12 protein-coding genes are annotated in these 12,427 nt (G+C 64.4%); 6 read left to right on the top strand and 6 right to left on the bottom strand.

The genetic code is table 11. From position 1 onward, the window contains the following. Positions 1–127: 127 nt before the first annotated feature. From AB0I34_RS30410 to AB0I34_RS30400, 3 genes are all read left to right on the top strand, one after another. Positions 128–700 (top strand): hypothetical protein, encoded by a 573-nt coding sequence (locus AB0I34_RS30410; RefSeq protein ID WP_360451734.1) that lies wholly within the window; start codon positions 128–130, stop codon positions 698–700. 164 nt (positions 701–864) lie between these two features. Next, positions 865–1,173 (top strand): hypothetical protein, encoded by a 309-nt coding sequence (locus AB0I34_RS30405; RefSeq protein ID WP_360451732.1) that lies wholly within the window; start codon positions 865–867, stop codon positions 1,171–1,173. Between the two features lie 174 nt (positions 1,174–1,347). Beyond that, complete coding sequence (locus tag AB0I34_RS30400; protein WP_360451730.1) at positions 1,348–1,818, top strand: hypothetical protein; 471 nt, start codon at positions 1,348–1,350, stop codon at positions 1,816–1,818. A gap of 269 nt (positions 1,819–2,087) precedes the next feature. On the opposite strand, the gene AB0I34_RS30395 is transcribed toward AB0I34_RS30400, so the two are convergent. Further along, the gene (locus AB0I34_RS30395) at positions 2,088–2,432 is read right to left on the bottom strand and encodes an Imm8 family immunity protein (protein ID WP_360451728.1); all 345 of its coding nucleotides are present in this window, start codon (positions 2,430–2,432) and stop codon (positions 2,088–2,090) included. Between the two features lie 631 nt (positions 2,433–3,063). Continuing rightward, the gene (locus AB0I34_RS30390; RefSeq protein WP_360451726.1) at positions 3,064–4,095 is read right to left on the bottom strand and encodes a hypothetical protein; all 1,032 of its coding nucleotides are present in this window, start codon (positions 4,093–4,095) and stop codon (positions 3,064–3,066) included. Between the two features lie 301 nt (positions 4,096–4,396). Here AB0I34_RS30390 and AB0I34_RS30385 point away from each other — a divergent pair, with 301 nt between their 5' ends. The 3 genes from AB0I34_RS30385 to AB0I34_RS30375 all read left to right on the top strand — a co-directional run bounded on the left by AB0I34_RS30385 (position 4,397) and on the right by AB0I34_RS30375 (position 7,134). Then, a complete protein-coding gene (locus tag AB0I34_RS30385) occupies positions 4,397–4,822 on the top strand; it encodes a hypothetical protein (protein WP_360451724.1) in 426 nt (141 codons plus the stop codon). Between the two features lie 411 nt (positions 4,823–5,233). Continuing rightward, positions 5,234–5,707 (top strand): YcxB family protein, encoded by a 474-nt coding sequence (locus tag AB0I34_RS30380; RefSeq protein WP_360451722.1) that lies wholly within the window; start codon positions 5,234–5,236, stop codon positions 5,705–5,707. Between the two features lie 473 nt (positions 5,708–6,180). Further along, positions 6,181–7,134: an aldo/keto reductase gene (locus AB0I34_RS30375; RefSeq protein WP_360451721.1), complete on the top strand. Its 954-nt coding sequence runs from the start codon at positions 6,181–6,183 to the stop codon at positions 7,132–7,134. Between the two features lie 121 nt (positions 7,135–7,255). On the opposite strand, the gene AB0I34_RS30370 is transcribed toward AB0I34_RS30375, so the two are convergent. The 4 genes from AB0I34_RS30370 to AB0I34_RS30355 form a co-directional block, all read right to left on the bottom strand. Further along, the gene (locus AB0I34_RS30370) at positions 7,256–8,689 is read right to left on the bottom strand and encodes an alpha-L-fucosidase (RefSeq protein WP_360451719.1); all 1,434 of its coding nucleotides are present in this window, start codon (positions 8,687–8,689) and stop codon (positions 7,256–7,258) included. A 66-nt stretch (positions 8,690–8,755) separates the two neighbouring features. Next, positions 8,756–10,441 carry an ABC transporter substrate-binding protein gene (locus tag AB0I34_RS30365; RefSeq protein ID WP_360451717.1) on the bottom strand — a complete coding sequence of 562 codons (1,686 nt, stop codon included), beginning with the start codon at positions 10,439–10,441 and terminating at the stop codon, positions 8,756–8,758. 34 nt (positions 10,442–10,475) lie between these two features. Then, positions 10,476–11,426 (bottom strand): carbohydrate ABC transporter permease, encoded by a 951-nt coding sequence (locus AB0I34_RS30360; RefSeq protein WP_360451715.1) that lies wholly within the window; start codon positions 11,424–11,426, stop codon positions 10,476–10,478. Then, entirely contained in the window at positions 11,423–12,412 is a 990-nt protein-coding gene (locus AB0I34_RS30355) for an ABC transporter permease subunit (protein WP_360451713.1), read from the bottom strand. Before AB0I34_RS30355 ends, AB0I34_RS30360 begins: the two co-directional genes overlap by 4 nt. Positions 12,413–12,427 lie beyond the last annotated feature (15 nt).

Here is a 12,427-nt window from a genome sequence, read left to right as displayed (position 1 = left end):
TGACTGTCCTCCGTCAACTGATGTGCGACACCCGTCCGCCAGGTGATCTGCGACCGTCAACGCACCAATCGCGGCATGGGCGGTCGTTTGGCCGGTCCGGAGCGGCTGACCGCCTAGAGTCTGCGGCATGGCTCCGATCGGCTCCCTGACCCGTGAGCGGATTGTGGTTGAAGGCATCGAGTGGACTTCCAAAGTCGTTCGTACCGGAGGTCCGTCCGGCATTCTCCACAACGAGTGGGCGCTCTCGGTGCGGTTCGCGTGCGAGATGCCCTTCCGAGCGGCTGCGTTCCTGGATTCGGATGGCGTCCGTCTCTACGCACGTGATTGGGCCCGTCATCCAGAGCGTGTCGCCGAGTTGAGTATCCATTTCAGGCCGTACGACTGGACTCGGTCGGACGAAGTACAGGTCATGGCGGGCGGAATCAGGGCGGCCTTCGAGTCCGCAGCGCTGAAGGCGGATCCGGTCGCCGCGACAAGCGTGGACGTCGCAGTTGGCGCTTCGGGCTACACCGGTGATCCCCTGACCGTCCTCACGATCCCCGAGGTCGGCGTCTCCTTGGGAGTCCTGCTGGTTCGGAGCACGGACACCAAGGGGGATCGAACACGGTGGCGCCTGCGCGACCAGCACGCCCAAGACCTCGGGGACTTCTCGTTCCTTGTTACAGGCCGGCGATCAGGCTGGATCCAACTGTCCGTCTGACAGAGCAAGCCCGGTTACCGCTCATCGGCAGATCCGTGCGTTGGCCAGGCGCTCCAGGCACGCTAGCCTGTCGCGAAGCCTGGCCTGATCCTGGGACGTCGGCTAATACACCCACATGCCGAATTGAGGGTGTCGCATCGAGCTTCACGAAGTAGGGTCCCTCCATGTCTTCCGGGCTCAGTCATGGCGCATCAGGGGCGATCCGCCGCTTCGCCGGATGGGTCGCCCGCGGCTCGGTCGGTCACCCCATGCTGGACGGGATCGACTACTGGAGCGAGCTGAAGTACTCGCCTTCTCAGATGGAGATCTGCTTCGCCATCTTCTCCAACGTCCTTGAACTGGACGACCAGGGAGACCCCATCAACGAGAAGTACGCCGAGAGACGCGCCGCCACATGGCTATACCGATACTGCACGGGAGAACTTCCTCTCGGCGAGGAGGACCTTGAGCCCTGGGAGTGCCAACTCTACTAACCTCAGCGTCCCAGCACTGCCTAACAACCTCCCGCGGAACGCACTCTCATACCGCGTTCCGCGCACGGTCATAGCCGATGAGGGGGCGCCGACGCAAGCAGAATCACAGCAGGCAACCGACCCGATTGAATGACGACCTGGCCATTGTGTCGTGCAACAATGCAGGGTGTGCGGGTGATCTGGACGCTGAGACATCACGGATGGGCCTTCTGTTCGGTCAGTGATGACCACACCAGTGCCGAGGCGGTCGTCTCTTACGTCACCGACGGTCCCGAACAACTGCTAAGCGCCGTATCCAGGATCGTCCTGTACGAGACCGACACACAGGCCGAGTTCGAGGCCGAACCCACCGTCTACAGATGGTTCTTCCATCGTCACGGCGACACGGTCGACATTCGCCTCGTCGAAGCAGCCGATTCGAGAACACCCGAGCATGCCGGAAATCTGATTTGGCACAGTCGACAGCCGATCACCACACTTGCCTGGACAGTAATCCGTGCATTCGACGCCGTCGCCGCCGACCTCGGCGAGGTCGACTACCAGACTCAGTGGGGCCGGCCCTTCCCCCGACACGAACTCGAAGCCCTCCGAGCAGCGTGGCGCACGACCACCCAGCGACCACGACCTTCTGCCGGGCATAGCTGACGACGACCTTGTCGGGATCAAACCAGCGCAGCATGGCAGCTTGAACGACCACGTAGTCGTCCCAGGCTGGCGCCGCGCCGGCGCCCGGCCCAAGCGGCCCGCACAACGGGCGTACGCCACGGTCAGCGAGTGCGGTGAGATGTCAGCTTTACTTGTGCATCCCTCGCCGAGCCAGCGCATGCGTCATCCGCCGCGAGTGGTGCGCCATCGGCTCGCGTAACGTCCGGATCTGCCGCTGTCAGGGGTGCGCGTCATGCCGATGAGCGGACTTACAGGCGGTAGTCCTCGAACTCCCAGTAGCCCAACCCGCCAAGGCGTTCGCCGATCTCCGACCAGGACTCGGCTTCGACCGCCTGCACCCTCGCCGCGAGCCAGGCTCGGAGCGCACGTACGTCGAAGTCTTCGAGATTGACCACCAGATGGTGCCGTGCGTTGTAGATACCGCCGACCTCACGACATCTCTTGGCCAACCACTCCGGCGAGCAGACGGTCACGTCGAAGGACTCCTCGCTCGGCGTGCCGGGTGGGCCGACGATCATGCGGGCGAGCAACGCGAACTCGGCGGGATCGCCGGGCAGCGTCGAAGGGTCGGATCTCTTGAGGATGGCTCGCATGCGGCTGATCCTGCCCTACCAGACGTCCGCTCATAGCTGTGATCCGTGCTTTCGACTGTGCGCATCACCTGGCGGACGGGTGTCGCACATCAGTCGACGGAGGACAAGTGCGCTCGTCGATCTGCCTGACAAGTCTCTACGTCTTCAAGACAGGCCCCTCCAGGACCCCGAAAGCGCGCCGCCACCGCAGGACGGGACGCCTGCCAGCCACTCCGCTTCGCTGCGTTCTGGGCGCGTCCCTTGGCTTGGCGCGCAGGGGCCAACCCGGTCGAAGACAGCAAAACTCGCCATCAACGATCGACACCCTGCCGATGCACCACGCACGCAAGGGCCCGGCTACCCGCGACCTCAGGACCGGTGCAGTCTGCCGTATGAGCGGTGGAGCTGGGCTCCGCATCGCCCCGCTAGCAATCGTGGGAAGTGCGGTCCGGCCCGGCACGCCTCAAGGGCGCCTCCGGCATCTCTCCGCGATCGAGCAGCCTCAACCCCTTGCCCGCACCGCCCCGAACCTAACGGCGGCGGCTATCGGGGCGGTGCGGAGAGACTGCCCGCGCACCTTGACGCGTAAGTGTCAGCGGTTGTGGAGGCAACCACTCATCGCCGAGCGAATCCCGCCCCGGGTGCGGGGCTTTCAGTTTCCGCGGACCGAGAGCGGAAACCAGCGACTCGCGAGGAGGCGCATCGTGCCCTTGCCCTTCGGGGGGATGTAGGCGACCAGTTCGTAGCGCTCCTGCCGAGTGATCGACGACGTGACCTCTGACGGCAGCCCGAATCCCTGCTGCATGTCGCCCGCGGACTCGGTATCCCACACCATGTTGGTGTCACCCTTGTTGCGATAGGAGTGCAGCAGGTCGAGCCCGAACCAGACGAGCGCACCGCCGGATTTCGTCCGCACGGCAAATACCGGGGTCGGCGCGGCAACGGCACGGCTGGTCCCGGCCCAGTCGTTGCTCGTGTAGGCACTCCGGTTATCGACGATCTTGCCCCGCACTGTCTGGAAGATGTCATCCTGCGCGAACCGTTTCGCGTACGGGCTCTCGCTGCCCTGGGTCACGGCGCCGGCCAACACGGCGGCGACCTTGCCCGGTGGGGTCGCCAGGGTGTTGTCGCCTGCGGCCACGACCGCCGGGAAATCCGCCACGTCCACTTCGGGCGCGAGCGCACCGGTCGCCCTGCTCGAGAACGGCGCGTAGGTCGCGCGCCACGGCGCACCGCTACGCTCCTGGACGAAAAGCAGGAAGTCCCGCGTCGCGGGCGCCGAACCGCGGTCCGTCGCGGCCGTGAAGAACCACTTGGGATAGCCCGTGACCATCGGCGCCGCACCCAGCGCTCCGACGTACTTGACCGGCGGGTAGCGCAAGTCGTTCTTCCGGTACACGCGGTACTGCGCGCTGTGGATCTTCAGAGCCGATCCCGTCTCTATCTTCGCAGCCCGTGCCGGGTCCAGTTTTGTGTTCGCCTGGCCGATAGCCGACATGTACCGCTTCAGCACGTCCTCCGCTCCACGCGTGCTGATCGCTGGGCTCGGCTTCGGCCGGGGCGACGGGGACGGCTTCGACGAGACGGTGGCGGCCCGGTCTTCGGCGCCCTCGTCATCACCGCCGCAGCCTGCCGTCGCAAAGATAAGAGCAACGACCAGGGCGGTCGCCGGGGTCCAGCGCATTCATCTCTCGCTTTCGTCGGAGTTCGAGCCGACCGATGATCTCGTCTGCTGGGCAGACGCGCCAAATCCTGCTCTCAGTAGCCGATGCATCGCACGTCGCGTCCCCCAAGGACCAGCGACTTCGAGCGGCCGGCAACGAGGGGCCTGGCTGCAGTAGTGGTTGTAGTTCGGCTCGGTCCACGCTGGTTCGGGTCGACCAGCAGTCACCACCGTGAGCCTGACGCGAACGTCCTTGAACGCACCCGAACAGGGGCTGGTCGAACATAAACCTCGCGGCCGGACGCGTGCGAGACTCTGCGACATGGCACGTTGGGGAATCGGCTTCACGGACCGAACCTGGGGACGTGGGTTCGGCGAACGACCATGGGTGGACACCAGATCGTTCCTGGGCGGCATGGCGGCCAGCGACCCAGAGTTCCGGTACCTGGTCGACGTGATCGACAGCGTGATGGACTCTGGTGCGGATGTACTCCTCGCGGGTGGCACATCGATGCACGACCTCATGGTCACGCCTCACCCCGTCGGTCCACACGTTCGCGACCTGATCGTCGTACGAGCCCCCAGTTCGCTGAGACCGGCCGCGACTGCCGGCCACGTGCGCATCGAGCATCTGTCCAGCACCGGTTACAACGACTTCATCGACAGGCCACCCTCCGACGCGGTTCCCCTGTTCTGGCGCTTCGTGCTCGAGAAGTACGGCATCAGACCGCCTCATCGGTCCGTCTGAGGCGCCAGACCCGCAGGCAGTTTCGCCGTGGGAGAGATTTGGGAGACCACCGCGCGTCAAAACACCCACGAACCGAGTCGAACGGGCCGCAATCAGGAAGGCCCGAACGCCTTGCCCGCAACGGATCGAGCTGTGCGAGCGTCCACACCATGGCGCGACCCGCACCCATGGCCTGGAAGTAGTCAGCCTGCGATCGCAGTTGCATCGATAGTTCCAGTTCACCTCGATCCGCCCCCGTTCGCAGAGGTCTGGCAACCAGGCAACGACCGTGGCGCGAACCATGACGACCCACCCCGGACAGAGGGTGGTCAAACTTCATCCTCGCTGCGCTGCGGCACGGGGCGGATCCTCTCGCCCGTCGACCACAGTCGCGCTAGTCTTCGCGGGCACACCTGCGGCAGGAAGGCCCCGATGAACATCAGCGCCGTCGTCGAAGTGAACGTCTGGGATCGGATGCGTAACTCGAGGCGCCAATCGCCTCCATTCACATGGTTCTTCCGACTACTGGGCGTCAGCTACCTCGTCTGGGTCATTGCCTTCGACCTCTCCATCTCGTACATCCTGGTCGCGGTGGTGGCCGGCCTCACGCCTGAGTTGCGCGGCGCCGTCATGCATCTGCGATCGCGGAAGTATGGGCGGACGTACAGGTATGTCCTCTCCGACGAAGGCGTTAACATCCGTACGCGCCTCACCAATCTCGATGTCGCCTGGGACGGGATCACCAGCTGCAGGGAGACGAAACGGCACTGGATCATGCGCTTTCCCGGCGGTGGACTCCTGCACGTACCTAAGCACGCACTCACCCCCATGGACAGGCAGGCCGTTCGAGAGGTGCTCGCCCAACACCGGCTGATCAAGGACGAGCAGCAGCGGACCACCGCCTAGCGTGGGTGAGCCCAGCACAGAGCCGGGCGGTGACGCGGGACGACTTACGGGTCGGGATTCGACGGGTAACGCCCGGGAACGAGCAGCAGCGACGAACGACCGCCATGCGGCGGATGCCCTAGAAATAAAGCGCTTTCGGGCAACGAGGAGCAGCATCGAGTAGATCAGCTCGATTATCAGTGGGTTCGAGGTTCGAGTCTCTGGCGGCGCACAAAGCCCAGGTCAGAGTGTTGACCTGGGCTTTCGTGTGTCCGGCTCGCATGCCTTGTCCCATGCTTTTGACTTCCGGACGGTTGTTCGGCGCGGCTTCGAGTGCTGCCGGGTTCTTCGCTCGACGTCCATGTAGACGTCCTGGGTCAGCGACGGCCGGGCGTGAGCTGGTCCGCGATCTGCAGCGCGCGCTGTCCGGCGTTGTCCAGGATGGTCGCCGTCGGACTTGACCTGGAGCGCGCTCCAGTAGTCAGGGTGGAGTCATGAACACCACAATCACCGCGGATCGGGTCGTCCTCGGCACGATGTACCTGGGCACTCGGTTGGACGATCGGGGCAGCTTCGCCGTACTGGACCGCTATGTCGAACTGGGCGGCCGCTGGATCGACACTTCGAACAACTACTCGTTCTGGGAGGACGAGTCGGGCTTCGGCGGCCAGAGTGAGGCCGTGATCGGCCGCTGGCTACGCGCCAACCCGGGCCTCCCGGTCAAGATCAGCACCAAGGTGGGAGCCCAGCCGACTCACCCCGGCGGCTTCCCTGACCACCTGGAGGGGCTGGCAGAACCGACTGTGCGTCGCTCGTTGGAGGAAAGCCTGCAACGGCTGGGCAGGGACCAGGTCGACCTGTACTGGGCGCATGTGGAGGACCTCAACGTGCCGCTGGCTGACCTGATCGGAACGTTCGGCCAACTGGTCGCCGACGGCCAAGTCGGGGCCTACGGCCTGTCGAACCACCCGTCCTGGCGCGTGGCCGAAGCGCGGCTCCTGGCCGGCCAGGCCGGACTGGCGATGCCGACGGCCTACCAGCAGCGCTACTCCTATCTGCAGCCGGCGCCGGGCGCCCCGGTCGAAGGGCAGCCGATCCCGCTCGGCATGATGTCTGCGGACGGTCTGGAACTACTGCGCCGCAACGACGACCTGGCGGGCTGGGTCTATACGTCCTTGCTGCTCGGCGCCTACGACCGCGACAACCGGACACTGTCCAGCGAGTACGAGCACCCGGGCAACACCCGGCGGATCGCGGCGCTGGACGAGGTTGCGAAGGAGCGGGGACTGTCCCGAGGTCAGATCGTGCTGGCCTGGCTGGCCGACGGTGATCCGCAACTGATTCCGATCGTCGGCGCCAGCCGGTCGGAGCAGGTCGAACAAGCGTGGGCCGCGGCGGGCACCGAACTCACGGCCGAGGAGCGGGCCCGGCTGGACGCCGCCTACTGAAACTCACCCCGAGCAGGGGCAGGGCCGGATTGCAACAACCCAAGGAGGTACTCAGCACGCGGCGTGAAACACGCCGACCCATAGCCCACGTACTCGGGCCTGTCGCTGGATGTCATTGGACTCAGCCGGCGTGGAGGTCGAGAGCGAGGCAGTTGGCGACCTCGAGCGGCGCCTGCTCAGGCAATCGGACGACCAGAATGCCGTGGGCGTGCTCGAAGGGTACGGCGCCGTGGCCGAGCAGACGGACACCAGTCACCGATTCGCCTGCCAGGCTACGAATCACGGCACGCCCGTCGTCCGGCCAGGCCAACTGGAAGGCGTACACCGTGTTCTCCCGGCGGGTGAACCGGTAGTCGGAACTCGTCCAACTCACCCGGTCTTCGGTGAAACCGTCGATGATCACGCTCGAAGGCCCCTCACCGAACACCGTGAAGGGTCGCGTGCCGTAGATGCCCTCACCGCAGACCTTCATCCAGGCGCCCAGGTCGTCGAGCAGTTGCGTGCATTCGAGGTCGAGCGATCCGTCCGGCAGTTGCGGCACGTTGAGCAGGAGGTTCCCGTTCTTCGACACGATGTCGACGAGCAGCTCCACCACGTGACCGGCCGTCTTGTAGACGTCACGAACGTTGTAGAACCAGTCGCCGACCGAGGTGTCGGTCTGCCATGGCAGCGCGTGGATGCCGGGCGTCTGACTGCGCTCGATGTCCATCACACCGACCACGCTCACCTGAGGCCGGCGGTCCTTCTGCTGGTACACGGCACGGTTGGTCCCGTGGATCCGCGCACTGGTGTTGTACAGGTGGGCGACCGCGGTCAAACCGGACGTGTACTCGCCCTCGTCGAACGGCAGCGGGCCGTCGGAGTAGAGCAGATCCGGCTGATACCGGTCGATCATCTCGGTGACCGCCTCGAGCCAGTACGTGTGCCAGGCAGGATCCTGGGCGTACCACGGGTCCTGCACCGGGGTGTCCGCCGCCGGAAGAAACCTGGCGTTGTCGAGGTAGAGATCCCGGTACGCCGGATCGGTCCCGTCGTACGGCACACCGGCCAACGGCCCGTGCTTGTCGCTGCCCTTGTTGGCCGCGAACCAGGTCAGTGCGGCACCGAGATGCTCGGTGATCCCGAACGGCAGTCCACGCTCCTCGGCGGCGGCTTTCCACAAGCCCACGATGTCCTTGCCCGGCCCGACCTTCGCCGAGTTCCAGGGGTTCACCGACGACTCGTAGTTGAAGAAATTGTCGTGATGGACGGCCTGCGCGACGAAGTACCGGGCACCGGCCGCAACGAACCGGTCCATCAGGTCAGCCGGATCGAAGCGCTCCGCCTTCCATTGCCGGACGACGTCCTTGTACCCGACCTCCGACGGGTGCCCGTACGTCCGCAGGTGGTACCGGTACTGCTCAGAGCCTTGCCGATACATGTGCCGTGCGTACCAGTCACCGTAGCGAGGCACCGACTGCGGGCCCCAGTGCGACCAGATACCGAGCTTCGCGTCCCGGAACCAGTCCGGGCATTCGAACGTGGCCAGGGACTCGAAGGTTGCATCGAACAGCACTGGTCGCTCCTTGTCAGCGATAGGACGGTGGACCGGCCGGCGTACTCCGGCCGGTCCAGGGTTGATCTACTTGTTGGGCATCTTGTCGTAGGCGGCCTGCTGGATCTCCAGGTAGCGCTTCAGACCGAGCCCGTCGAGACCCTTGACGTAGGCGTCCCAATCGCTGTCGATGTTCTTCGAGCCGGTGACGAACTGGAGTGCGTTCTGCTGCACGTAGCTCTCGATGTTGGTCTGCAGCGTCGCCATCTCGTTGGCCAGGGTCGGATCGATCCACACCTTCCAGTACGGATAGATCATGGCCTTGTCCTCGTGGCCGGCGTACAGCTTGGTTGCCTCGAACAGACGGCGCTCATAGCCTGCCTGCGAGTAGAGGTCGGTGCTGATCGCCTCGGAGTTCCGATAGGTCGCGTTGTTGTTGTACTGAGCCAGCGCCTGCCAGCCCGAGTTCGGCGGCGTTCCCCCTGGCTTCTGCGGAATCTGCTTGTAGATCGGCTTGAGCGACTTGTCGAGCGCGACGTCACCGGGCTGTGGCTTCATCCAGGTCTTGCCCTCCGTGCCCCAGAACGCGTTGATCTGGCCCTGGTCGGTGAACATGTAGTCGAGCAGCTTGATCGCCTGGATCTGCTCCTCCTGTGTCGCCTTGCTGGTCAGCACGAAGGTGGCACCCGGTGCGCTCGGGAAGTTGTAGCCGGTGAAGTTCGCTCCGTCCGGACCGGTCAGCGGCGGTACGGCGTCGTACTGCTTGTCCCGTCCGTCCGGCGAACCAGTGGTGACGAAGATGCCGGGGTGCAGAACAGTCGCGGAACCGAGAATCACCGATCCGGCGTGGTTGCCCTGCTGCTGCAGTGCGTCCGGGTTCTGGGTGAACGCGCCCTTGTCGATCAGGCCTTCCTTGTAGAGCGAATTCAGGTATTTCAGGCCTTCTCGCCAGCCGTCCTTGTTCGCCTGGAGGTCGACCTTGCCGTCGTTGAGGACCAGCGTCGACTGGTTGTTGCCGCTGGTGCCCTGAGGGTCGTAGATGAAGGCGTTCATGAAGTACGGGATCAGCACGTCCCGCACGTCGGCACTGAGCGCGATCTCATCGGCTTTGCCGTTGCCGTTGGGGTCCTGGGTCTTGAAGGCCTGCAGGACCTTGCGCATGTCCTCGGTGGTCTTCGGCTGCTCGAGGCCGAGTTTCTTCAACCACGTCGAGTTCATCCACAACTTGTCCTGGTAGGTGCAGTGGAAGCAGTCCACCCACTGCGGCATACCGTAGATCTTGCCGTCCGGCGCGGTGGCCATCGCCTTCCACTCCGGGGTGGCGTCCAGCGCCTTCTTGATGTTCGGCGCGTACTGGTCGATCAGCTGATTCAGCGGTACGACGACGCCCTGGTTGGACAGCTTGAGGAGATCCGCCTGGGTGAACTGGTCGACCCACGGGATCAGCAGGTACAGGTCCGGATAGTCACCACTGGCCAGGGAGATCTGGCGCTTCTCCTTGGCCGGCCCACCGTCGAAGGTCGTGTTCTGCCACTTGAGGGTCAGGTTGAACTTCTGCTTCACCACCTTCGTGAAGTCGTTCGTGGCCAGGTTCCAATCGGCCGCCTGCGGTGCGAACACATCGATGGTGACCGCGGGATTCCCGGTGACCGTGGGCAACGGTTTGCCCTGCTCGTCGTCCGAGCCGCCACCGGAACAGGCCGCAAGTGCGAGTGCCAGGAGACTGATGCCGGCGATCGCGGCACGCCTCCTCCTTCTGAACTGAACAGACATAGGTCCCTCACAGGGGTCGAGGTGATGCGGAGGATCAGCCCTTGACGGCGCCGATCATGATTCCCTTGGTGAAGTAGCGCGCGACGAACGGATAGATCAGCAGGACCGGCACGCTCGCGACCACGATCAGCGAGTACTTGAGCAGATCGGCCATTTGCTGGCGCTGGATGACGACAGAGGCGTCGACTGCTCCACCGCCGGTCGTGTTGAGGATGAGGATGTTGCGCAGGACCAGCTGCAGCGGGAACAAGTCCGGGTTCTTGAGATAGATCAAGGCGTCGAAGTACGAATTCCACTGCATGATCGCGTACATCAGCGCCACCACGGCGATCATCGGCTTGGCCAGCGGGATGACGACCGACCACAGGAAGCGCAGATCACCGCATCCGTCCAGCTCGGCGGCCTCGACCAGTTCCTCGGGAATCGCCGTGCGGAAGTAGGTGCGGGCGATGATGACCTGCCAGACCCCGATCGCCTGCGGGATGATCAGCGCCCACCGGGTGTCCAGCAGCCCGGCGGATTGAACCACCAGGTACGTCGGGATCAGGCCGCCGGTGAACAGCATCGTGAACAGGATCAGCGTCATCACGACATTGCGCCCGACGAGCGTACGCCGCGACATCGGATAGGCGATCGCGATCGTCATCGTGACGCTGACGATCGTCCCGACCACCGTGTAGAACAACGAGTTCAGATACCCCTGCACGACCTGCGGGTTGGCGAAGACCGCGTGGTACCCGCGCAGTGAGAAGTCCACCGGCCAGAGCAACACCCGCCCGGACGACACAGCTTCGGGGCTGCTGAACGAGCTGGCCACGATGTACAGCAGCGGCAACAGAACGACTGCGAAGAACACCGCCAGCAACAGATACACACAGATCAGGAAGATCCGGTCGGTCCGCGGCTCGCGGATCCGGCGTTCCCGCGCCGCACGGCGCTCGCCCCTTTTACCCGGCAACGTTCTCGCTTCGGTCTGAGCGCTCATGACCACAGTCCGTTCCCGGTGATCCGCTTGGCGATCATGTTGACCATCAGCAGCAGCACCAGATTGATCACCGAGTTGAACAGCCCGACCGCGGTGGCGCCGCTGAAGTCCGCGTTCAGCAGACCCGTCTTGTAAACGTAGGTCGCGATGATCTCCGACTGGCTGAGGTTCAACGGGTTCTGGAACAGGAACGCCTTCTCGAAGCCGATCGCCATGATGTTGCCGACAGCAAGCACCAGGATGATCACCGCCGTCGGCATGATGCCCGGCAGATCCACGTGCCGGATCCGCTGCAGCCGGCTGGCACCGTCGATCTTGGCCGACTCGTGCAGCGCCGGATCAATGCCGGACAACGCGGCCAGGTAGATCACCGCGGAGTACCCGGTGGTCTGCCACACGTCGGACCAGACATAGATGTGCCGGAAGTAGTCCGGGTTCCCGAGGAAGTCGATCGCGGGAACGCCGAAGAACCCCAGACCCTCGTTGACGATTCCGAGGCGCGGCGACAGCACCAGGATCGTCATCGACACGACCACCACGGTCGAGATGAAGTACGGCGCGTACGTGACCAGCTGGACGGTTCGCTTGAACAGGCCGAGGCGGATCTCGTTGAGTGCCAGCGCGAGGATGATCGCGATCGGGAAGCTGGCCGCGACGGTGTAGACCGACAGGATGAAGGTGTTCTTCACCAGGGTCCAGAACACCGGGTTGTGGAAGAACAGATCGAAGTTCTGCCACCCGACCCACGGGCTTCCCCAGATGCCCTTGGTCACGTTGAAACTCTTGAACGCCAAGACCGCGTTCGACATCGGGATGTACTTGAAGACCGCGAACCAGATCAGCGGCACGACCATCAGCAGGTACAGCGTCCAGTGGCGTTGAAGACTGCGCCGCAGCCCCTTGATCCCGGGGCGCTCCCGCCGCTGTCGCCTGGGCCGAGCTGGTGTCTCACCGGCCGGTGGCCGGATGGTTGTCAGGGTTGCCATGAAACCTCCTCGTCC

Origin of the sequence: Kribbella sp. NPDC050281 (genome assembly GCF_040655855.1) — a bacterium.
Classification (GTDB): domain Bacteria; phylum Actinomycetota; class Actinomycetes; order Propionibacteriales; family Kribbellaceae; genus Kribbella.
This window is presented reverse-complemented; position numbering and strand designations above follow the sequence as displayed.